The 22,595-nt window shown below is 32.2% G+C and carries 19 protein-coding genes; 4 read left to right on the plus strand and 15 right to left on the minus strand.

Features of this window, described 5'->3' with window-relative positions:
- Positions 1–271 precede the first annotated feature (271 nt).
- From ACF3OC_RS18130 to ACF3OC_RS18140, 3 genes are all read left to right on the plus strand, one after another.
- Positions 272–679 (plus strand): hypothetical protein, encoded by a 408-nt coding sequence (locus ACF3OC_RS18130; protein ID WP_141202104.1) that lies wholly within the window; start codon positions 272–274, stop codon positions 677–679.
- Between the two features lie 198 nt (positions 680–877).
- Entirely contained in the window at positions 878–1,360 is a 483-nt protein-coding gene (locus ACF3OC_RS18135) for a MauE/DoxX family redox-associated membrane protein (RefSeq protein WP_094257363.1), read from the plus strand.
- A 10-nt stretch (positions 1,361–1,370) separates the two neighbouring features.
- On the plus strand, positions 1,371–1,640 hold the full coding sequence (locus ACF3OC_RS18140; RefSeq protein ID WP_392470307.1) for a hypothetical protein: 270 nt from the start codon (positions 1,371–1,373) through the stop codon (positions 1,638–1,640).
- A gap of 66 nt (positions 1,641–1,706) precedes the next feature.
- On the opposite strand, the gene ACF3OC_RS18145 is transcribed toward ACF3OC_RS18140, so the two are convergent.
- Genes ACF3OC_RS18145 through ACF3OC_RS18155 form a run of 3 tightly spaced genes read right to left on the minus strand, consistent with a single transcriptional unit; the run spans position 1,707 to position 7,794 of the window.
- On the minus strand, positions 1,707–3,113 hold the full coding sequence (locus ACF3OC_RS18145) for a RagB/SusD family nutrient uptake outer membrane protein (RefSeq protein WP_392470309.1): 1,407 nt from the start codon (positions 3,111–3,113) through the stop codon (positions 1,707–1,709).
- 9 nt (positions 3,114–3,122) lie between these two features.
- Complete coding sequence (locus tag ACF3OC_RS18150) at positions 3,123–6,332, minus strand: SusC/RagA family TonB-linked outer membrane protein (protein ID WP_392470311.1); 3,210 nt, start codon at positions 6,330–6,332, stop codon at positions 3,123–3,125.
- Positions 6,316–7,794 carry a TlpA family protein disulfide reductase gene (locus ACF3OC_RS18155; protein WP_392470312.1) on the minus strand — a complete coding sequence of 493 codons (1,479 nt, stop codon included), beginning with the start codon at positions 7,792–7,794 and terminating at the stop codon, positions 6,316–6,318. The genes ACF3OC_RS18150 and ACF3OC_RS18155 overlap by 17 nt, the downstream gene beginning before the upstream one ends.
- A gap of 883 nt (positions 7,795–8,677) precedes the next feature.
- On the opposite strand from ACF3OC_RS18155, the gene ACF3OC_RS18160 reads away from it, so the two are divergent.
- On the plus strand, positions 8,678–8,938 hold the full coding sequence (locus tag ACF3OC_RS18160) for a helix-turn-helix domain-containing protein (protein WP_392470314.1): 261 nt from the start codon (positions 8,678–8,680) through the stop codon (positions 8,936–8,938).
- Positions 8,939–9,472: 534 nt separating this feature from the next.
- On the opposite strand, the gene ACF3OC_RS18165 is transcribed toward ACF3OC_RS18160, so the two are convergent.
- From ACF3OC_RS18165 to ACF3OC_RS18220, 12 genes are all read right to left on the minus strand, one after another.
- The gene (locus ACF3OC_RS18165) at positions 9,473–11,866 is read right to left on the minus strand and encodes a GumC family protein (protein ID WP_392470315.1); all 2,394 of its coding nucleotides are present in this window, start codon (positions 11,864–11,866) and stop codon (positions 9,473–9,475) included.
- 16 nt (positions 11,867–11,882) lie between these two features.
- Positions 11,883–12,644 (minus strand): polysaccharide biosynthesis/export family protein, encoded by a 762-nt coding sequence (locus ACF3OC_RS18170; protein WP_392470316.1) that lies wholly within the window; start codon positions 12,642–12,644, stop codon positions 11,883–11,885.
- A 128-nt stretch (positions 12,645–12,772) separates the two neighbouring features.
- On the minus strand, positions 12,773–13,198 hold the full coding sequence (locus ACF3OC_RS18175; RefSeq protein ID WP_392470317.1) for a WxcM-like domain-containing protein: 426 nt from the start codon (positions 13,196–13,198) through the stop codon (positions 12,773–12,775).
- Positions 13,199–13,208: 10 nt separating this feature from the next.
- On the minus strand, positions 13,209–14,165 hold the full coding sequence (locus ACF3OC_RS18180) for a glycosyltransferase family 4 protein (RefSeq protein WP_392470318.1): 957 nt from the start codon (positions 14,163–14,165) through the stop codon (positions 13,209–13,211).
- Between the two features lie 9 nt (positions 14,166–14,174).
- On the minus strand, positions 14,175–15,077 hold the full coding sequence (locus tag ACF3OC_RS18185) for an NAD-dependent epimerase/dehydratase family protein (RefSeq protein WP_392470320.1): 903 nt from the start codon (positions 15,075–15,077) through the stop codon (positions 14,175–14,177).
- Positions 15,077–16,198: a glycosyltransferase family 4 protein gene (locus ACF3OC_RS18190; RefSeq protein ID WP_392470322.1), complete on the minus strand. Its 1,122-nt coding sequence runs from the start codon at positions 16,196–16,198 to the stop codon at positions 15,077–15,079. The genes ACF3OC_RS18185 and ACF3OC_RS18190 overlap by 1 nt, the downstream gene beginning before the upstream one ends.
- A gap of 50 nt (positions 16,199–16,248) precedes the next feature.
- A complete protein-coding gene (locus tag ACF3OC_RS18195; protein WP_392470324.1) occupies positions 16,249–17,340 on the minus strand; it encodes a glycosyltransferase in 1,092 nt (363 codons plus the stop codon).
- Positions 17,315–18,394 carry a glycosyltransferase gene (locus tag ACF3OC_RS18200; RefSeq protein WP_392470326.1) on the minus strand — a complete coding sequence of 360 codons (1,080 nt, stop codon included), beginning with the start codon at positions 18,392–18,394 and terminating at the stop codon, positions 17,315–17,317. The genes ACF3OC_RS18195 and ACF3OC_RS18200 overlap by 26 nt, the downstream gene beginning before the upstream one ends.
- 33 nt (positions 18,395–18,427) lie before the next feature.
- Positions 18,428–19,456, minus strand: a complete 1,029-nt coding sequence (locus tag ACF3OC_RS18205) for a right-handed parallel beta-helix repeat-containing protein (protein WP_392470328.1) — start codon at positions 19,454–19,456, stop codon at positions 18,428–18,430.
- Between the two features lie 2 nt (positions 19,457–19,458).
- Positions 19,459–20,418 carry an EpsG family protein gene (locus ACF3OC_RS18210; protein ID WP_392470330.1) on the minus strand — a complete coding sequence of 320 codons (960 nt, stop codon included), beginning with the start codon at positions 20,416–20,418 and terminating at the stop codon, positions 19,459–19,461.
- A gap of 41 nt (positions 20,419–20,459) precedes the next feature.
- Positions 20,460–21,770: a hypothetical protein gene (locus ACF3OC_RS18215; RefSeq protein ID WP_392470331.1), complete on the minus strand. Its 1,311-nt coding sequence runs from the start codon at positions 21,768–21,770 to the stop codon at positions 20,460–20,462.
- Positions 21,771–21,788: 18 nt separating this feature from the next.
- A complete protein-coding gene (locus ACF3OC_RS18220) occupies positions 21,789–22,592 on the minus strand; it encodes a glycosyltransferase family 2 protein (protein ID WP_392470333.1) in 804 nt (267 codons plus the stop codon).
- Between the last annotated feature and the right edge of the window lie 3 nt (positions 22,593–22,595).

Genomic DNA, 22,595 nt, shown 5'->3' on the forward strand with positions numbered 1-22,595 from the left:
AAAGAGGAAAGATTTTCATGTAGCTCTCCTCTTAACAGGAACCAGAGAGTAATAATAATCTATGAAATGTATTCATCCCAACAATAAATCTTTTAAATCCTTCATAGAATTCTGGAGGAACTATTGCCCATTAGAAAAGGAGCACGTGTATTGGGCTTCTTCAAACTTTGAATTTATAGAGGTAAAGAGGCACCAGATTCTCTATGAAGACTCTTATCCACAAAAAAACATGTTCTTAGTCTGCAGAGGAATGATAGCTAATATTATCCAAATGAAAAATAAAAGAACAATTTTAAATATTGCTATGGCAAATATGGCTCTAACCACTACCACTCACCTATTCAGTAAATCAAAGGTTTCAGGTGAGATTATAGCCCTGCGATCAGGAAGTGTGCTGCGAATTTCATATTCCCAATTACATAAAATGATGCATATGGATCCCTGCATTGACACTTTGATCTCGATCCTAAGTAATAAACAGCAACGCTTTCTTCATAACATACGATTGGCGACAAGCCATGGTTCACCAAGGGATCGATTCAGACAATTTGCCCACCTCTTGACTGAAGTTCTTAATCAAACCACTCAAAAAGAGCAATCCCAACTCTTGGGTATTTCACGAGATACAGTTCAAAAATCAAAAAAAGAACTTCTTTTTTCCTATTTCTTTAAAAAATAGCCTGTCCAGATAGACCCAATAGCGAGATATAGAGATAAGATATTTGTATTGAATCTTAATATATACAAATATGAAATGTCATAATCGAAAGTTTGCGGTCTTCCCCCATAAAGGGGAAATAATAATGAAAAATCAGGCTAAACAGACAAGGTCCGTTTAACTATAAATATTTCTGATCACCATATCCATTCCAAAAACATGAGAACTCCATCCACCAATACCCGCATTAAGTCAGTATTGACAGGTACTAAATATTCATTCATTTTATATCATTTTACCTTAACTGTAATTTATGGTTATGCTTTTTTGCTTATCTATACAGGATCCGACAAATTACAGCATATCAATAAATTTATCGACGTAATCCAAAAAATACCTAGACTGAACAATTTTGCATCAATGATTGGCTGGGGCATCCCGATAATCGAACTTTTACTGGGGATCTCCCTCTTATTTTCAAAGGGCAATTTTTTGCGAGGTATTTTGATGGCATCTGTAGTTTTAATGTGCATTTTCACCATTTATCTGGGGCTAGTACTCTTATTTAAAATGGAAGAAAATTTTTGCAGTTGTGGTGGCGTGATCAGTTCATTGGATTGGAGCGAACATCTAATTTTCAATATTTTTTGCCTGATCATTGGAATGGTCGGTCTAAAAAACTTAAGAATCATAAACACTTAAATCAATAAAAATGAAAACTCCTCAAAAAACAGTCTTAGGACTCGCGTTAATTGGCTCAGCATTAGCTACAAGTGCATTTTCCAATAAACCCTCAAATGTGTACGGGTATAATTACAGCACCAATGAATGGATTGCTGAGAATGATGAAACCCATGAATGTAAACCTCGGCCAGAAACTACCTGTAAGTTCGAGTTTAATACTGCTCCTTCCCCAGGTGAAACCCCTGAAAATAATAGCGGTATGCCACTTATTGATAATGGAAGTTATGAGTTGAAATAAGCATTCAACAGTCAATATTTTTTTTGGACGCCCAATATTGTGGGCGTCCATTTTATTACCCATTTATTACCTATTATTCTGAACAAATCCGTGGCTCTGGATCTCATCGGATGGAATTGGGAAAATATACCTTGGATCATCAGGCTCTAAAACCAACTCTTTACCATCCAGATTCCTGATTAGGGTCTTTTTAAATTGATCTTCGCGATTTAATCGCTTTAGATCACCAAGTCGCAATCCTCTAGCAAATAATTCCTTACGTCTTTCCTGAAGCACAAGTGAGAGAGTTTCCTGGTCACTCTGCCACTGCAGATCTTCATATTCACCTTTACTAAACCTTGCCCTTCTGAGTGAATTTAGCACCTGGATGGCTTGTTTCCCTTTGCCTGTTCTAGCCAAACATTCTGCCTGGATTAATAACAACTCATCCAGGGCAAGCCCACTAAAATATTCGCTAGTGTGAATACTGGAGTAACTCCCTCGAAATACTACATTTTTGCTATTAGCTAGTTTCCTGAAAAAAATTATTTTTCGAAGGTCTCCCTTTTCATAATCTTCATAAAACATGGAATCGACCATTACTCTGCTATTATATACCGGAAAATAATAACCTCTAGACACTGAATAAAACGCTATCTCTGGGTTTTCTTTAGGTAAGGCCGCTGGAAATAAGTTTTTAATAGGGCTGGTGGTATCAATTTCCGAATAATCCAGTAAAGATAGTGTGGGCATGGCCTGCTGGGCGTACTTAAGTGCATTGTGATAATCACTAATGCTCAAATAAATCCTTGCCAGGAGTGCCTTTGCTGAAACCTTGGAAGGTCTTGTAAAATTCTCCACCTCACTGGGCAAAAGATTATCAGCTAGCTTCAAATCCGAAATGATCAGTGCATAAGTATCCTTTAGACTTGCCCTAGTTAAAGGTTCATGAATATTGCCTGTTAGTTTAAGCGGGATACCTAGTGCCTGGTCATTGAATGAAGGTAAATAGTTTTCCGCGAATAATTGGGCCAAATTATAAAAAGCATAACTCCGGTGAAAAAGAGCTGCTCCCTGCAGGTTCAACCCTCTAGTGCTGGACTCTTTATTGGACTCCTTGATTTCTGATAAGATATCCAAAACTGTATTGGCATAAAATATCTGCTGAAATGGATTGGTCCAATCCAAATTAAAAATAGTTCCTTCATAAAAGTCCTTTGCCCAAGTATAACTATTCCGCTCATATATCTCCAAGCTTGAGAGAACGGCTTGATCTGTAAAAAATTCATCCGCTGCAATGGTCGGCAGCCCAGGTGTGGAACCAAAGTTTTGAACGTTATTATCCAGTAATAACTGTACATCATCCAAAGTTTCTGGAACTATTTGTGATTTATCTTTTCTTTTATCTAGGAATTCATCGGCGCAGGAACTCACCAATAAGGTATACGATAATACAAGAAAAGAGACAATTAATATTTTATGTGTTTTCTTCATGATCATAATTTAAAAGTTTAATTTAACTCCAAAAGAATATGTTCTTGGCGGTTGGGCCAGGGTGTAATCAGGATCCAGATTGCTGGTTGTTTTTTTCCAAATCATACCTACATTATCTACATATAAATTGAAAACTACCTGATGAAAGACAGATGAAGGTTTCCAGTTATATTGAAGAGAGATGTCCTGAAATCTAATATGGTCTCCTGGCTCCATTAATACCTGTGCATATTGATAAAAACTAACTTCATTATAATTTACAGCTTCTGGCAATGATGGAACCTGAGTCGTTTTTTCATCTCCTGGTTTCTGCCACCTTCTAGCAAAATCACCATGCCCTCCTATTCCCCCCAGGATGGTATTATAATTTACTGATGAACGGCGAAACCAATACCCTAGGCGATAGGCAATCCCTAGGGAGAGATTTAGATTTTTAAAACCGATTTCCTGTCGGAAGGATCCTGAAAACTTGGGTCTAGAGGTTCCTAAAAAAACCAAATCTTCCTGGGTGGAGGTCTGAACGATAGCAGCATAATCTTTAGTTTCCTCTCCGTTTAGGTATCCTATTGGTCTGCCATCCTTGGGATCTAACCCTCGCCATGGTAGAGCGTACATACCCGTTAAAGGTTTGCCTTCAATTGGATGCACCCCTGCATATCCACCAGATAGAAGGTTCAATATTGTTGGTTTAACTTTGTAAGAGGTAACCTTATCCCTTACATAGGAAAATAAGAAAAAAGACCGCAATTCCACCGGAGCCAACCGGAAATCACCAGTTACCGACAAATCAACCCCCGAGGTTCTTGTACTGCCGGTATTACCGTAAAATTTTGTAACTCCCGAGGATCCTGTAAACGGAGCATTGCCAATAAGATCTGTACCTTCTTTGTGATAGAGGTCAAGATTGAAAAGCAACTTGTTTTTCAACAAACCGAGATCTAGACCGAGATTTGTTACTTTAACCCTTTCCCATCGAAGCTCGGGGTTAGCTGGATTAACAATATAGGCATAGCGCAACCCAGAAGAAAAGCTTGTGCTTGGGTATAATCTTGAGGTGGTGAAAGCTGAAAGGCTGTTATCGACATTTCCTGTCAATCCATAACTTATTCTGACCTTCAGTAGCGGAATGATTCCAAGTAAGGATTGCATAAATTTTTCATTATGTAATTGCCACCCTGCAGACACAGAAAATAAGGGAACCCCTTTTTGGTTACTCTGGACTCCAAAAAGATTGCTTCGGTCCCAACGCATACTTCCATTAAAGATGTATCGGTCGGAATACTGATAATTAAGTGCTGTATAATATGATAAATATCGATCTGTCAAGTCGCGGCCAAAGTTTTGATACGGAATCTTTTGGTAGGAATTCGGATTGCTCTGGACTGGGTAGGAAACTACATAGTTAACAGGAAGACTATTCTCATGTTCACCATCATAACCATATAGTCTGTTTTGAGTTCTCAAAAAATGTGAATCAGAAACTTCCGTCCCCGCAAGAACCTTAAACTCACTCAGACTCCAATTACGGTCATACTTTATTTGAAGGCGGCCATTGTGCAACCTACCTTCCTCATAACTTCGATCCATTATTCCACCCTTAGGAATTGGATTTTCTATCTTTCCATCTTTTATACTACTATATTGGTTTATTAAATTTCTTGCGAAATAACTGTTCTCACCATAGTGTGTTTGCCCCTTTATATTATCCTTTTTGTAGCGATAGCTAAGTTCAAAACTTAAATGTTTATCAAGTTGGAAATTTGTTTGAATTCCCAGCCTGATTTGCTGACTCCTGCGTAAATCATCAACGGAGTTTATTTCATCCAGTGGTCTGTATTTCCAGTCCAACAAACCTTTCTCTTGGGCGTTACTCGTAAAGGCTTCGCGATAATTCTTAATTATACTAGAAGGTGACCCATCGTATTCTAATAATCTAGCATAAGGGTATATATTTGAGCTTCCAAATTTCATCTCACTCAGGATTTGATTTGGTGATGACCTGGAGGTTGCTGAAAAGCTTATAGATGGTTTCAGCTGCAAGCGATCCTTCAATAAAGAAATATTTTGATTTAAAGAAAGGGTTAAACGGTCGTTATTGTTCTTAATCAAATTTTCATCCTGCCAATCATATCCCATTGAAATTAGTGTAGATGTTAACTTTGTACCTGTCCTTAAGGAACCATGATATTGTTGATTCCAGGATGGGCGGTAAACGAGCCTGCTCAAATCCGCGTAGATATCTTGACCTTCTAGGATCGAGAGTTCTTGCTGAAGTTTTTCTGAAGATATCTTTCCATCACGATGTGCTATCAACAACTCAACCCCTGGAGAAATAGGAGCATGGTTTATGGAAGATTCAGCACTTTTATAGAATCCCTTCTCAAAAAGCATTTTTTCGATCAGAAGATAATCCTTGCTACTCAACTGGGGTTGGTAGTTCAAGTCTGGGGCGTTGGTCCAGCTATTATTGACACTAAAATCCACTATAGACTTTCCGTCTCTAGTACCTTTTTTTGTTGTAATGACAATAACACCGTTGCCTGCTCTTGCTCCCCAGATAGCTGCGGCTGCAGCATCTTTCAAAATGGAAATAGACTCCACATCTGCTGGATTAATCTGCTCGATGTCCCCTTCATAAGGAAAATTATCTACGACAATCAGTGGCTCGGCATTAGCAAACAGGGTACTTTGCCCGCGTATAGAAATGCTTTTGTTCTGCTCCTTTAAACTTGTATGCTTATTAAACACCAGTCCGGGAACCATGTCACGCATCCTATCCAGCAGATTCCTACTGGGACTGCGTTCCAAATCTTTTTGGCTGATGACCGAGACGGATCCTGTCAGGTCTTTTTGCCTGATAGTCTGGTAACCTGAATGAATAACCACATCTTCTATTTGATTGACCTGGGGATGAAGAATAATGACATATTGATTCTGAATATTTCCAGAAATCAGTATATTTTCATTGTGATAACCCATTCTTGAAAAAGTAATGGTATCCCCTATTCTTGCAGAAATACTAAAAAGGCCTCTTGTATCTGTAGAAGTTTGCACACTGCCCTTCTTTATTACCACGAAGGATATCGGTTCCCTTTTCTCGGAATCTTGAACTATTCCGGAAATAATTTTTTCATCATTTTGCTGAGCGGCTGAAATGGATCCCAAAAAGACTAACAACAATATGCACAGCATCTGAAAAATTTTATTGACCTGTTTCATCTTGATTGTCTTTAATTACCAACATCTCAATATTTTTTAATTCCTTGAAAAAATGTAACCCATACTTAGCTAGAGCCTTATTGGTTTCTTCCATATTGGTCACATTGGTATGAAGTTCCATATTAATAGGCTCATTATACTCAGAACCGTTGATGATGGGATAAGGACTGTTCTGCATGAACAAAACACTGAAACGCGCTACCATTTGGTCAAGAGGTGCATGTTTCATCGATAGCCCATAAACGTCCTGCTTTACTTCCATAGTGCCCGAAAGTGACCTATGCTTTTCAAGTTTGCTCCTGTCAGTGACTTTTAACACATAACACTCTACATCCCGATATTCAATACTCGCCTGATATTGCGGGAAAATTCGTGTTAGGTCATCGCGCATTATTTCAAAGAATTTATTCTTAAGGGGTTTAGGAACCACCAGTTCATAACAGAATACATTTCCCGACTGCATCCAGGCTAGAGCTTCATCACCTGCGGCGCTTGTGGTTAATTTCAACCTATCTTTCACCTCCAGTAATTTTCGATTCATGGGATTGAATTCTATCCGGCCCTCAGAATAAGCGTATTGAAAAATGTTGGCAAGGCTGAAATTCAAGAAAGCCATTCGTTTACCTCCGCCTTCTGTATTTGCGACATAACCGCTTCCATTACCCAGAGAAGGGTTATATCCTCCAAGAACGGATCTATAGGTGATAAATTCCCTACCCCCACCATTACCATCTATATACAAGAATTTATCTTTATCATATTTATTCTTGGGGGTAAGTTCCGGCTTTTTAAAAACAATTTGGTCCCATTTATCATTCAACATCATTTCAATTTTTTCTTCAGTTATTTCATTGCCATAAACAGCTCCTTTATATACGCCATCGTAAATAATTGCTGCATGTGGCATGGTTCTATATTTGAAAATTTGATGAAAATCGTGTTTACCGTAAAGGGTCCATATATGCTGTAATTTATCTTGTTGCTCCACTCTGCCTAAAAATGGTTTTACGATATCTTCCGCCTGATCAGTGATCATAATTATCTCTAGATCTTTTTCGTATTTTTTCTTTAATGCTTCGTTTTTAGGAATCATGGCGACGCATGGAGAACACCAAGTAGCCCAAAAATCTAGAATAATAAGCTTCTTGTCGCGAAAATCGTTGAGTGATACCTGTTCTTTCCCTTTGGGATGTCTTGTAACCTTTAAGGGAACTTCCCACATGGATTCAGGCAAGGTCTGACCTGGATCAATAGGTACGATAGGGTTTGACCCTTTTGCCCCACTTTTGTGGGGCTCTTGGGCTTCTAACTGATTATTAAACAAACTGAAACAACATAAAAACAATAGGATTATGAATTTCTTGGTTAACTCTATTAAATGTCCATGAAAATCTGTTTTACTTAGAAAAATAGAATTTGGACTAAAGGGAGGTGAAATTTTGTTTTGATAATTTGATTTCATTGGTTAAAATAAAATGCAAGAATTCTTAAAAAAGTATTGAGAATCCCTGGGGTGAATAATTTCTTAAAAATCAATTTGGATTAAAGAGGATTTATAATTGGTTTCCATAACTGATTTTCAGGATTTAATAAAAAATACCAGCCACCCTCACGGATTTTTACTTCCGTAAATTCACAACAGTTACTTGACACTTTAAAAAAATTAGCCTAGATTTAGATTGTCTAGAAATAAACCTTGTTACTAATCCTAACAATGTGGAAGTGAACCTTTGTTCTTTTATTTTATTGGATGACTGGGGAAACAGGATTGCTAATGGGATTTTGCCTGAAACTACGATTCGAAGGGCCCATTAGTTTACTGTAAAATTTAGACAAATTTATTCTGGATTTCGAATAATGTTTTTGTTAAGCTTTTTTCTAGAAAATCTGTAACGATACTTGATCGAGAAATACAGGTTTTGTTTAATGCGTTTTAATCGTTTCATATTATAATTTGGTTTATGAAAACGACGAATACTCGAGAAGCAACAATGACAGTAGTTTAACATTGGTAAAAATAAGGTGAACCATCATGCTTCTTGCCCTGGGAACCGCTAAGTAACCATTAACAGATCTACGCGAGACCCGTTTGCTGAATGCAAGAAGACTAATAGACGGCTCACCCTACTGGTAATATATTGTAAAAATAACATTTCCAGTAGAAATTGGCGAACCGCAGTCCTCTCGTATTCATTTTAGCGGTTTTTGGACGAGAGTAACATCGTTGTTTGCAGAGTTTATCCTCTACTCTACGTGTCGCTTATTCAATTACTAATACAAAGATAACAATAAAACTCAATCGGTCAACATCTCGACCGATATGTTTTTAAAATAAATAAATTTGGATGAATAGTTATGATAAAATAGATTCTTATTTGCAAGAGTTAGTGGACTTCCTTAAAATCAAATTTTGCTCACCATATAAAATTAACGGTAAAAAAGTTAGCCGAAATTTTTATGCGGAAAAAAGTGGAATTTCACAAGGAACTCTCTCAAGATTAAGCAAAGGAAAGGGATATGATGTTCCAATATCAACGATATATAAATTTTGTAAATTTGAAAACATCAAATTAAAAGATTTCTTTTTAGAGTTTGAAGATAGATAATTTATTAATAACAAAAGATCCAACGAGGCTATTGTTTTAATGTAATTATGAAAAATACCTAGCCCTAACAATTTTTCAAAAATTTGGTCAGAAATCATGGTAAATTATCAATTGCACCGCATCATTAAAGAACATAAACAATCTTTCCTAATACGAATTAATAACACATTCAGAATCCATCAGCAGGCAAAAATTTCAGGAAAGTGATTATTTAACCTCCAAAGATATTGAAATACAAATAAGCAGGTAAACATTCATTTAGCACTGAAAAAAATAAAAAAATCTATCTTTATGCTTATAACATTGCAGATATTAACAAGTTTAAGATTTTATTAGAATTATGAATATAGTTTTACATTTTCAAAAGGCTATGTTTTCAATGGAAGAAAGCCCTACGAGTGGCATATAATGCCTTCGATAATTATATATTCTAACTCTAACAAGATTTAACCTATAGTTAGCAAAAGAGATTAAATGAAAAAACTTATAAGTTTTGCCAATTCGAAAATTGGTACTATAGTCCACAATTATTTATTAATTCTTTACCTTTTTAAACATTTTCCGAAATTTATTTTTGAATTTCGCCCTTAAGGAAACTGACCCAGCATCTACGTAGCCATAGCCATAGCCATAGCCATAACCATACCCCCGAGCAAAGTCAACATCATTTAAGACTACAGCCATGTTACGTAGCTTTCCTTGTTCGTATAATTCTTTAGGAACATTTAATAATCGTTTATCTAGATAATTGGCTCGAGTTACATACATTGTTAAATCAGCAAATTCGGAAATTAATAAAGTATCTGTAACCAAACTTACTGGAGCAGTATCCACAATAACAAAATCATAATTTTTTCGACCGTATTCAATTACTTCCTTAAAATGACCATTCATCAAAAGTTCTGCAGGATTAGGTGCAATATAACCTGAATAAATAATATCGAAATCATAAGGAGAGGGCTTTCGAATAATAATATTATCAACCGGCATCTCAGGATTAATCAAATATTGAGTAATTCCTATATTTGTATGTTGCAAATGTGACAACCCTAAATAATCCAATACTTTTGGTGAGCGAATATCTGCTCCTATTAATAAGACCCGCTTACCAGACATTGCTAGAATACGAGAAAGATTTGTGGACACAAAAGATTTACCTTCGCCAGAAGTTGTTGAGGTTACAAAAATCACTGCTGAATCTTTTTTAGCTCCCAACATAAAAGCAATATTTGTTCTCAAAATCCTGAAAGCTTCTGCTAAAGACGATCTATCATTATCCTTAACAACAGGATCTTCGGAAGCTGGAATTTCTCCTAAAATTGGAGCATTAAATTTCTCTTCAATATCCTTTCTAGAATGAACTTTATTATCCATTAAAAATTTTAAATATAAAACACCAACTGGAATTAAAATGCCTGCCATAAAAGCTCCTAATAATATTATCGCTTTTCTAGGTGCCACCGGATGGTCAGATCCATAAGCAGCATCAATTACCTTCAAAATTGCTGGAGTGGCAGCTGCTTGAATTTCGGTTTCTTCCCTCTTTTGGAGTAAAAACAAATAAAGTGATTCAACAATTTGCTGCTCTCTACTTATATCCTTAAATCCACGTTCTTGATTAGGCAACTGATTTAATTTGCCTTCGAATTTATTTTTTTGAGATTGAAGAGCATTTACATTACTTTGTAAACCTTGTCTAAAATTATTCAAAGAAACTTTCAAAGAGTTTCCAATTTCATTAATACTTTTACTTAAATTTTGAACAACCGGATTATCTGGAGTCGCAGATTTCAATAAATCTTCACGTTCTAGTACTAAATTATTATAACTTTTTACAGTTGTTTCAATGGAAGGATCATTTACACCAATATTTGAAGGCAATAAATTACCAGTATTAGAATTTATTGCAGACCCCATCATTTCTGCAATTCTAAGTTGGGTTTGATATTCTACTAATTTACGCTCATTTTCAGAGGCATTTTGCATGTATAATTGAACTTCAGAGCTCATATCGACCAAATTATTTCTATCTTTATAATCAGCTACCTTCGAATCAGCTTCAGAAAGATTTTTTGAAATAAGTTCTAATCTTGAATCTATAAATTGAGTTGTCGCTTTACTAATCCTTGTTTTATCCTCCATTACATCTTTATTATACTGATCAATCAAAGAATTTAAGATTAACTCGGCCTTATCAATACTTCCAGAATTCATAGAAAAATTAACCACATATGACTGTTTCTCTTTATTTGGTGATATTTGAACTGATTGGATTAGGTTATCAACAGCAATATTAATTGGAACATAAGAAACTATTAAATCAGATTCTAAAATGCGATTACCTTGTGGAACCAACATTATTTCGCCAATAGGAGATAAAATTTTCTTTCCTAAAACATATTCAAAAGAACCATTAACTTTATCTTCAATTTCAAACTTATTACCAACTTTTCGAATTGTAAAATTATATTGAAGCGAATCAAGTTTAGGATTATTATGGTCAAGAATTACTAACCTTAAAGGAGATTGTGCCTCATTTAATTCTGATGTCTTGACATTGCCTTTATTAAAATAAGTAATGTTAAAGTTATTTTGAGCAATTACCTTACTTAAAATCCGTCTAGACCTCATTACATCTATTTGATCCAAAACAAAAGCGGAGGCCGGACTTCCGCCTGCGATATTTGCTAATTCAGAAAGACCAGCTAATTCTCCTGCTGCCTTATTCTCATCTTGTAATAATATCTTAGCAGAAATATTATAAATTTTATCGGCATAACGTAAATAAATAAATGCAGAAATAACAAACAATAACACAGATATAACAAACCATTTCCAATAATAAGCATATTGTTCAAACAATTGCTTAATATTCAATTCTTGTTCTTGAGTATCATTTGGTTGAAAAGTATTTGGAAGATTGCTCATGGATTAATTATCTAATTTATTTTCTAGTTAGTACTGAAATTACCGTAATAACCACACTTGCTATTGATACAAAAATAGAAGTGTTTTGAGTATATTTTGAGGACTGAATTTTAGCTCCATTTGGTTCAACATAAACCACATCATTTTGGGCTAAATAATAAACTGGTGAATTTAGTGCATCTCTTTTAGTTAAATCAATTCTGAATTCTTCCTTTTTTCCATTTTGTTCTCTAATTACCATTACATTATTTCTCACGCCATTAATTGTTAAATCTCCAGCTAATCCGATAGCTTCAAGTAAAGTTATTCTATCATTATTAATTGGAAAAGAACCTGGATTTCTCACTTCCCCTAAAACTGTTACCCTAAAATTCCTTACCTCCATGCTTATTCCAGGATTAACGATAAACTTTGAAATTTCGGCCTTAAGATATTTCATAGCTTCAGTCCTTGTTCTACCTCCTAAATTGACCTTACCCAATTTTGGAAAATCTATATTTCCATCCACATCAATGGCATAAGTAGGAATAAAAGGATTGGTATTCTGCAGTGTTCCAGAACTATTATATGGAGACACTTGATTAAAAGGCCCGGTTGCTCTTACGTCATCAGCTGTAACGGAAATAGCTAAAATATCACCTGGTTGTAATTTTGGAGCATTTAGCTCATAAGAGGTATTTAACTGCGTAGAATCAGGCTGGAAATAAACAAAATCCTTTCTTGAAGCACATGAAGTTAATAAGCCTAAGACAATAATAAAAGAGAGAAGTATTCTCATAAAAATATTTTATTTGATCAGTAAAAACAAAAACTAGTCCAATTTAGTATGAATCCACAAAAATAATGTATTATTCCAAAATATCTAATCAATTAGGAAATACACAAACCTTTCTTATTTTTAACATCTTAAAAGGAAAGATTAATAAAATAGTGAGGTGGAAATGTATAATCATCCAAATGTGCATCCTCTAAGTAATGATCAGCGAAAACTAACAATTCACTATCATTCTCCAAAGCCTTAAACGCTGTACCATACCCTGCTGGTAGATGAATTAAACAATTCTTTTCTGAGTCTAAAACAATATTTTCAACTACTAATGATGGATCCGGCTTATCCCATTTATCAATTTTGACAATACTAATCATAAAAGAACCACAAAGTACATAAAACCAGCGTTGTTCAATTTTATGCGCTCTCCAACCTCTAATCAATTCTAAATCAGAATTCTTAATAATATAAAAACGTTTGACTTCTTTCATGTCAAATTCATTGACATATCGAATCTGTCCCCTTGGATCTTTGGAAATACCTCCATGGATAAAATTATACATACTTTTGATTTTATAATATAATATTTTTAAGAATCGAATTTTTAATCACCAGATAAATTAAACTAAAAGTTACTAAAAGACTTATAGAAAAAATAATCTGAGTATCGTAATTAAATTGAGTAATCCAAATTATCACCAATCCAATAATAAATTGAATAAATCCATATATAAAAGATATAACCAACTTATTATAGCCAGCTTCATTACCTAAAAATTGATATAAATGAGAACGGTGCGCTTTAAAAATATTCTCTCTTAATTTAATACGCCGGAGAATTGTCCAAACGGTATCTATCCCATAAACTGTTAAGAACAAAATATAGATCAGGTTACCGGTTTTAATAATTAATGCAGCCAAAAAAAACAATAAAATATAGGCAATGGATACAGAACCGACATCTCCCGCAAATGTTTTAGCTTTTACTCGAAAATTAAAAAATGAAAATACCAGAACTCCAAACATGGAATATAATATAAGCTTCTGATCAACAAAATTTATTTTATTATTTACTAATATCAGAAGCCCCCCTACTGACAAACTATAGCAAGCAGTCATTCCGTTAATACCATCCATAAAATTGTATGCATTTATTACTCCAACAACAATAATAAATGTGATTATTAAATAATACCACGGTAATGAAAATAAATTTAATTGATAAACCATTAATAAAACAGATGCAAAATGGAAAATTAGTCTTACTTTATTAGAAAGCGTTATTATATCATCTAAAAAAGAAATGAAGGTCATAAAAGTTAAACCTATGAAGAACCATGGATATTGAAAACCTGAAATTATAAAATATGCTAAAGCACCAAAATAAAATATAATTCCTCCACCTCTCAATGTAATTGAAGTATGGGAAGAACGTAGATTTGGTTTATCAATAATATTATATTTATCAGCAAGTTTAAAATATAAACATTCTAATACAATTAGAATCAAAAATAAAACAAGATATTCCATTCTTAAAGATTAAGAGTTAAATGATTTTATGGTCTGTATTAACCCAGCCTCCAAAGTCATCGGAAGCTTAGAAATTTTTAATTCATTCATAATTTTCTGATTTGAAACAATGTAAGATTCTGTTAATTTCTTCAATCTCTCAGTATTAAGTGGAAGAGGTAACTTATCTCCTATTTTCGCAACACTCTCAATAAGTGTCTTATTTATGTTCCATATATTAGATTTTTTGGATAATGAATTAGATATTAATTGAACCAAATTATTTGTAGAGATAGTTCCATTATCTGCAAAATTATAAATTCCACTTTGAACATTACTATTTTTCAAAATTTCACCAATAAGAAAATTTAAATTATTAATACTCAAGAAGGACCGTTTGTTTTCAAATGCACCTAATGGCCATGGGATACCTTTTTTCACAATATTATATAATAAATTTAAGTTTCCTTTATTCCCTGGGCCATGAATCATACATGGTCGAATAATAAATAACCTTTTGCCTTGAGGCAAATATTGAGACATCAAGTATTGTTCTGCTTCTAATTTAGATTTACCATAAGGAGTTAATGGATTTGCAGGAATGTCTTCAAATAAGATTCCATCTACTGTGTCAGCTGCTGCCTTAACTGAACTAAAATAAAAAAAATCCTTTGCATTTGATTTAATAAATCTCTGAAACAAATGAATTGTTAGGTCTCTATTTATAATAAAATATTCTTCAGGTTTTGAAGTATTTGAAGTGTCGTGAGCTTTTCCAGCTAAGTGGATTATTCCGTCAAGTGGTTCGTTAAACTTATCAACCCATTTAGAAAATCTTAAGGAGATCCCTTCAACACTGTATCCATGAGATTGTAAATAAAAGCTTAAATTTTGACCTACAAATCCTGAAGATCCTGTAATTATTATTTTCATCAGTTAATATGTTCATTGTAAATTCTTAAATGGTTTGATTTAACTTCCTTTAGATCAAATTCTCGCACAGCTTTGAGCCTAGATTCGCATCCCATTTTTATTAGGAGATCTCGATTATTGATTAATTTTTCAAGTGCATTCGCCAAAGCAATACCATCCTTAATAGGTACTTTAAATCCATTTATACCTTCATCTACACAGTCTTTGCAACCAATTGCTCTAGTTGTTACTATAGGTCGCCCTATTGCACATGCTTCAATTAAATTCTTAGGAAGCCCCTCTCGATAAGAAGGTAAGATTACTATATTTGACTCAATATATTCTTCACGAACATTATTAACATGTCCTTTCCAAACAACATAATTACCATCTACCCAATCATTTAAATAGGCTTTATTAACAGAAGATTTATTTTCATCATCAGTTTTTCCGATCAAAACAAATTGAATATGAGTAGAATATTTTCTTTTTAATATTTCAGAAGCTTGTCGGAGCTCCTTCACTCCTTTATCCCACAACATTCTACTTGCGAATAAAATCTTAATCCTATCTTTAAATATTTGAGGAGATTTCTGGAACAATTCAAGATCAATACCAGACCCCTTAATAAGATTAATTGACTTAACATGACTAAGAATTTTATGCTTTTCTAAAACATTTTGATCTTCTTGATTCTGAAATATAAATGAAACATTCCCTTTATTAGAGCCTCTTTTCATTAAATAAAGAATTAATCTTTGAACCAGCCCAATTTTTCCTTCAGTAAACATATATCCCATACCACTAATAGCATTTACTATACCTTTTAAACCAACGCGCTGTGCAGCCAATGATCCATACACCACTGGCTTAATCGTAATATGATGGACAACATCTGGTTTTAACTCTTTATACAATTTAACAAATCGGTTATAAAGTTTAAACTCTTTTAATGGATTAGTACCAGATCGGGATAATGGAAAATTAATAAACTTTATCCCTTCAACTTCTATTTCTTTGCCTCTTCCCGTATCCTCACATGCAACAAAAACTTCCCAACCAGCTTTGATAGCAGCCTTTGCTAAAACTAAACGGTGTGAAATTAAAAACCAATCAACATTAGTAACTATTAATAATCTCATATTAATTAATTATAAACAATAAGTCTTGTTTTAAAGTATTAAGATTCATATTATAACTTCTTCCCTTTCTTAAATAAATCCTCATAAACTAAAATATAATTATAAACCATTTTTTTAATATCAAATTCTTTAGATCTTTTTAAACATTGTTCGGATACTTTAGCATATAATATTTTATCATTCAATATTAATTTAATATGACTAATTAACTCATTAACATTACCAAATTGGAACAATAGGCCAGCACCTTCAACAACTTCTTTTAATCCAGGAACGGAGGATGCAATAAATGGTTTGTTTAAGCACATACCCTCAATACTTGAAAGGGACAGTCCTTCATATTCTGATGATAATATTATAATATCAGCGGTTTTCAAGATATTCGGGACGTCATTTCTAATTCCAAGAAATTTTACTCGATGATCAAGTTTTAAATTAACCACTAATTTTCGACAATCCTCCTTTAGCGGTCCTTCACCTACTAATAACAAACAAATATTTTCTTCTAAACTGGAAAGTGCCTTAATAATGGTTTTTTGATCTTTTGGATACCTAAAACTTGATACTTGAACAAGGATAGTATCTTTCTCCGTAAAGAAAACTGATTTATTATAAGGTTTCGCCGAATTGAACTTTTTTAAATTTATTCCATTTTTAATCAAGGAAAACTTCTCATTCGATAGATGAAGATGATTTTTAAGCTTTTCATCAACTGCTTCTGAAATTGTTATAATTTTATCAATTCTTTTATAAATCAATCTATCAAGAAACTTAAGGATTATATTATTTCTTCTTTTATTCTCTGTACTATGTTCAGTATAAACCAACTTTACTCGAGATTTAGTAAAAAGGCTTGCAATTACAACCCAATATAAAGTAGGAAATAAATGAAAATGAATTAAATCATATTTATTTAACTCAGATACTAACTGAAAAATAATTAAAGGATTATAAGGTGATCCTTTCGACAAAGAAATTAAATCAGTTTCCTTTTTAACTTCTACTGTTAATTCAGTTTCTGTATCATTTAACAATATTACATTTGGTTTAATTTTAAATAATTTATAAACTGGAATACTCTCAGCTAAAAGCTTTTCGGCACCACCAAAATTTAAATTATTGATTACGAGGGCTACTTTCATTTACAATTTTTTTAAACCATTTATTAAAATCAAAATTTGAAATTCTTGTTTTACTTGGATTTAAACAGATTATTTTCTCTAAACCTTTAACCATTTCTTCTACACTCCCTTTTTCAATAATAATTCCGTTATTCTCATTAATAATATTTGTAAAATTGACACAATTTGTAACTAAGACTGGCTTTTTTAAAAATAAATTTTCTAGTACTACATTAGGAAAACCTTCCTTAATAGAACTTAGAATAAATACATCAGAGGCGTTAAAAAATTTATATGGATTATTCTGAAATCCTAATAAAAATATATCTTCTTGAACTCCTAATTGATTAATCAAATCCAGTAGTTTTGCTCTATAACCAAATTCCACAGATTCATCGCCTAAAATATATAGAACAGAATTAGAATGTTTCTTTATAAAAATAGAAAATGCTTTAATAAGAATATCAAAGCCTTTAGCACTATATAAAGAACCTGCAGCAACAAACTTTATTCTATTCTTACTCAAGATAACTTCCTCTTTAGCCAAGTTATTAATAGTCACCGAATCAACAATATTACTTATTACTTTTACTTTAATAGGTTTTAGGTTATAATATGTAATTATCTCATCTCGCATTTCGGCAGATTGGGCAATAACCTTATCGGCTGTTCTTAAAAGTAATTTTATTAGTTTTAGTAAAACAGTATTTTTTAAACCCTTTTTTTCTAACTGATTACTTGGTAATGAAGGCACTCTAACAATACTGAAAAATTTGAGTCTAAATAGCCATTTAAATGCCAAAATTGGAATGGCAATATGAAGTGCACTAGAGAAAACTATTTCAGGCTTATTTCTAAGTATATTTTGAAATATTTCCATTATACTAGATGAAACACTCCGTTTTTTTATCAATGTTAATTGAATATTTTTATTTATTAACCTTGAATATTCTGCATTTCCTATACTGACGCATAAATGAACTTCAAATTCTTCATTTAATGAGTTAATAATATTTAACGTATTCTTTTCTGCTCCTCCTTTTGAAAAAGAGGGTGTTACGAATAAAACCTTCATCCAATAGTATTAAATAAAAAGATTTTGAATTATTTAATTAATAATATAGCTTGGAGCATATTCAGATTTGTTAAAAACTGATTTACCCTTATTATTTTTAGATTTAAAATTTTGAAATTTAACCTCTCCTTTTATGGGTTTCATTTTATTTGATTTACCTTTATATGATGAGGTTACCCTTATTGGAGTATTTGAAAAATTATCTTCACTATCATAAAAGGAAATTGAAGTTATTTTGCCCTCTTCGGAAATTAATTTATTTAAATGAACAAAAACCCCATTTATTTTATTATTAAATGTGTAAAGATTTTCCACAACCACATTTTCAATGACATTTTCAACTCCATTGGGTTCAATTACAAATCCGGAATTTGGGTTAGTTCCGTTTGTATTGGAAATTACAAGATTGGAAACGTGAAGACCACTTACACTAATAACTGAAATTCCATTCCTCCGATTGTTATCTATTATTGAATTTGATACTATTAGATTTCTACTTGAAACATTTCTGTGACCAATATAAATTCCATCACCCCAACATTTGGAGATATTAGCTCCCGAAATTGTAATATTTGAGGAGCCTGATATTGATATTCCCATACCCCATTCTCCCGAATTCCCTTTATGATAATCTCTATCCCCTATCAATGTTGGATTTATTATATTTACATTTGATTTACCAAATACTCTTAACATTTGATAGGATCCTTTGGAAGAAGGCTTAAGTATTAGTTTGCTCATTTTATCGAAATAAATATTAGAATTACTTGATAAATTCAAGCCAGAGTCATTTATTAAAACGGGAAAGTTTGGAAAAACGATATTTCTATTTTCGTCAAGACCTTTTTGCAAATAAATTGTGTAATCTTTGGTTCCATCTTTAACATATCCCTTAGGTAAATAATTAGTTAAATCAATTGAATTCTCGGAGAAATTATAATTTACAGAATTGGTAATCTTATTACGATAATAAGATGGAACAATTCTATATTTAAAACTTTGAGAAAATCCATCATAAATTAACAACAGAAAGGAAATAATAATAATAAGTTTCTTTTTCATATCTAAAGAATTTCGTTAGAATAAGGGAATATTTCCCCCGCTCCTAATAACATAAAATAATTAATGTAAGAATATAGTATTATAAACAATACAACTAATGAATTATTCTTTGGTTCTAACTTATTATTTGAAATTAAAAAGGGCAAAAAGATTATCTGCGTAATACCTAAAAACATAACTAACCTGCCTCCATATGGAACCCTCGAAAGTAAGTTCGCGAAGATAACGAATAAATAAAAATATTGAAACCATGCATCTTTCTCTTTAATAAAATTAGACACCATAAAAAATATTGTATTTAACAAAAGTAAATACAACATATTCCCTAAAAAGTTTAATTCTCCAACACCAGTATAATCTGAGTAAAACACACTAGTAAATCTTTCCAATAATATATTTGAGAGAAACAAACCGATGAAGAAGCTACTAAATATGACTAAAGTTGGGTTGATTAGTTTAAAAAACCTATTTAAAACTATTACAGCTGGTAATATAATAAACGCAGAATAATGAAACAAACCAGCAATAGAAGCAAATAAAAGAAATTTTATTGTGTTTTTATCAGCCAAAAAATAAAGCGCCAATAAAACCCAAGACATTGCAATAGATTGTCTAACTATGTTAAAAGAATAAAAATAATAATAGAGTGTAATATATAAAAAAATTGAAAAAATTGGCAATTTATTAACCTTGAGTACAACAAAAAAGATAGGCAATAATGTCAAAAGAGAAGAAACTATTAATAAGCTTCTAAAATCACCATTTAATAAAACTATTAATTTTATTAAATAATGCCATAATGGTTCAATCTTTAAGTTTTGTCCAGATTCAACAACTTGAAACTGCACTTGATAATTCAAAGTATCTGTACCAACTGCAAAGTCCCTATAAGCGGATAAAATAAACAAAAGAATAAAGCTTATTAGAAAAAGCCATTTACTTTTCAATTTGGATAAGCCCAAATGCATTATTGTTAATAGACTGAACCAATACATAAATAATCCTAACTTAATTCTGAATAAACATACATTAATTTTCCTGTTGATGACAAATCTATTTTCTCAACAAAAACTACATCGACATCACAATTAGGAAGGTTATCTTTAATTAAAGAAACTACTTCATTAAGTTCATCTTGATTAAAATTAATAGTCTTTACTATCTTCAACTCTATTAGTGAGATTGATTTTTGGACCATTTGAAAGCCCTTAATAGTATTTTTGTTAAAAAAAAGGGAAGTAAAAAATTGTCCATCAATTTTTGTTCCATCATTTTTATGTATTACACCAAGAGTTCTTCCGGTAACTTGCATTAAATTTAAGGTTCCGAATTCCAGATCATCACCTTTAACTGCACGGTCACCAATTTTATACCTCAATAATGGCATATAGAAATTATTCAAGGTGGTAACAACAACCTCACCTTCTTCACCATATTGCACTTGTGTTCCATCTTCATTTAATATTTCAAGAAAGACATTATCAAAAAAAACTAACAATCCTGATGCATCTGCTAATTCAGAAGCAATTGCTGAAACTTCCCTTGATCCATAAAAGTTATAAACATGTGCTTCATTAAAAGCTTTTTTAATAAGCTTTTTCATTTCAGGGTAAAGAGGACCAGTTGTACAGTGAATAATTGGTTTAAATTTAATTTCAATATTATTTGCTATAATATATTTTGAAATTTCAAAAATGGAATGAACATATGCTTTTATAAAATGAGGTTTAATATTATTCATACGGGTTATGTAATCTGAAATTATCTCATCACTAAGCACAAAGGTGTTTAGACTCACCTTGTTATGTAAAAAATCCTTGATATTAAACTTTGAACCAGAATTATACATGTCTCTTTGGGCCCCCCAAAGATCTACTGATTTTTCATAGATATTTACATGATTTAAGCTTAGTCCATAATAATAATTTGCTAATCCTGCTTTAACCTGATTAATCGTTTGATAAAAGGAAACGGGCTCTCCAGTTGAACCTCCACTTGTATTTAAAAAGACCTGATTTTTCTTTGAGTAGGAAGTGTTTATTAAGCTTGAACCTTCCTCTCTAATTATATCTTTTGTTAACAGTGGAATTTTCTGAAACTCTCCATAGGAAAAATTTAAATCAGAAATTTTTTTACTATTCCTATAATAAGGAATGCTTTTTTGAGCTAATTCTACAATATGAAATAATTTAGATTTTTGATATTCCAAAACATTTGTTTTATTGGAATAATCAATCAATTTAAGTTGTTTTGTCTTTTTAGAAAGACTATAATTGTATACATTCTTGTGCAAAAAAGAAATAAATTTCATCATTATTTATTTGATTTTTTTTTAGATTAATCGGAAATTGTGTTTTAATAATATTCTAAAGCTTTCAGCATAATCACCAAGTTTAATACTTTGCTTTAACCTATCAAGAATAATTACCTTATAATATTGCTTTTCTGCACCTAATTTTCCCTTTAAATCAATCACTGAAACAATACTTTTTTCTAATGGAGATCTGCTATTTGTAAGTTTATTCTCAGTTGCCACTCTATAACAAGCTGTAATTTTTCTAGATTTAATTATAGAATAATTTTTGCCTATTCTTGCCCAAACATCTAAATCTTCACCTCTGCTTAAATTAGGATTGAAAACACCAACACTATCAAAAACACTTTTATGAACTACAACTATGCCCGTCCAAATTACAGGTCCTTTAAGAGCTCGGTCAAAATACTTGTCAATTTTAACCACCTCATTATCAAAAACTTCCCCTCCATACACTTTTCTTTTATCAGAAAACAAAAATGATGTAGCAAACACACAATCCGATGGATATTCTAAAATCATTTTATAAATAGTCTCCAAATGGTTAGGTTCCCATAAATCATCTGCATCCAAGAAAGCAATCCATTCATACTTAGACTCCCTAATACCGCGATTTCTCGTCGAGGAAACTCCTTCATTTGATTTATTAACAATTCTTATTCTTGAATCACGAAAAGATTTAACTACCTCTAGACTATTATCGGTAGACCCGTCATTAACAACTACTAATTCAAAATCTCTAAAAGTTTGATTTAAAACGGAATCAATTGTTTCTATAATACTGACACCTTTATTATATAATGGAATTACTATTGAAAACATAAA

Origin of the sequence: Sphingobacterium cellulitidis, assembly GCF_043187465.1 — a bacterium.
Taxonomy (GTDB): Bacteria; Bacteroidota; Bacteroidia; order Sphingobacteriales; family Sphingobacteriaceae; genus Sphingobacterium; species Sphingobacterium cellulitidis.

Bases quoted from the DNA above. Each gene is read 5' to 3' on its own strand.
- ACF3OC_RS18175 (WP_392470317.1), bottom strand. From the start codon at position 13,198: ATGTATAATTTTATCCATGGAGGTATTTCCAAAGATCCAAGGGGACAG.
- ACF3OC_RS18200 (WP_392470326.1), bottom strand. From the start codon at position 18,394: ATGAAGGTTTTATTCGTAACACCCTCTTTTTCAAAAGGAGGAGCAGAA.
- ACF3OC_RS18150 (WP_392470311.1), bottom strand. From the start codon at position 6,332: ATGAAACAGGTCAATAAAATTTTTCAGATGCTGTGCATATTGTTGTTA.
- ACF3OC_RS18185 (WP_392470320.1), bottom strand. From the start codon at position 15,077: ATGAAAATAATAATTACAGGATCTTCAGGATTTGTAGGTCAAAATTTA.
- ACF3OC_RS18160 (WP_392470314.1), top strand. From the start codon at position 8,678: ATGAATAGTTATGATAAAATAGATTCTTATTTGCAAGAGTTAGTGGAC.
- ACF3OC_RS18195 (WP_392470324.1), bottom strand. From the start codon at position 17,340: ATGAAAGTAGCCCTCGTAATCAATAATTTAAATTTTGGTGGTGCCGAA.
- ACF3OC_RS18205 (WP_392470328.1), bottom strand. From the start codon at position 19,456: ATGAAAAAGAAACTTATTATTATTATTTCCTTTCTGTTGTTAATTTAT.
- ACF3OC_RS18140 (WP_392470307.1), top strand. From the start codon at position 1,371: ATGAAAACTCCTCAAAAAACAGTCTTAGGACTCGCGTTAATTGGCTCA.
- ACF3OC_RS18130 (WP_141202104.1), top strand. From the start codon at position 272: ATGAAAAATAAAAGAACAATTTTAAATATTGCTATGGCAAATATGGCT.
- ACF3OC_RS18170 (WP_392470316.1), bottom strand. From the start codon at position 12,644: ATGAGAATACTTCTCTCTTTTATTATTGTCTTAGGCTTATTAACTTCA.
- ACF3OC_RS18165 (WP_392470315.1), bottom strand. From the start codon at position 11,866: ATGAGCAATCTTCCAAATACTTTTCAACCAAATGATACTCAAGAACAA.
- ACF3OC_RS18180 (WP_392470318.1), bottom strand. From the start codon at position 14,165: ATGGAATATCTTGTTTTATTTTTGATTCTAATTGTATTAGAATGTTTA.
- ACF3OC_RS18145 (WP_392470309.1), bottom strand. From the start codon at position 3,113: ATGAAGAAAACACATAAAATATTAATTGTCTCTTTTCTTGTATTATCG.
- ACF3OC_RS18135 (WP_094257363.1), top strand. From the start codon at position 878: ATGAGAACTCCATCCACCAATACCCGCATTAAGTCAGTATTGACAGGT.
- ACF3OC_RS18190 (WP_392470322.1), bottom strand. From the start codon at position 16,198: ATGAGATTATTAATAGTTACTAATGTTGATTGGTTTTTAATTTCACAC.
- ACF3OC_RS18220 (WP_392470333.1), bottom strand. From the start codon at position 22,592: ATGTTTTCAATAGTAATTCCATTATATAATAAAGGTGTCAGTATTATA.
- ACF3OC_RS18215 (WP_392470331.1), bottom strand. From the start codon at position 21,770: ATGATGAAATTTATTTCTTTTTTGCACAAGAATGTATACAATTATAGT.
- ACF3OC_RS18155 (WP_392470312.1), bottom strand. From the start codon at position 7,794: ATGAAATCAAATTATCAAAACAAAATTTCACCTCCCTTTAGTCCAAAT.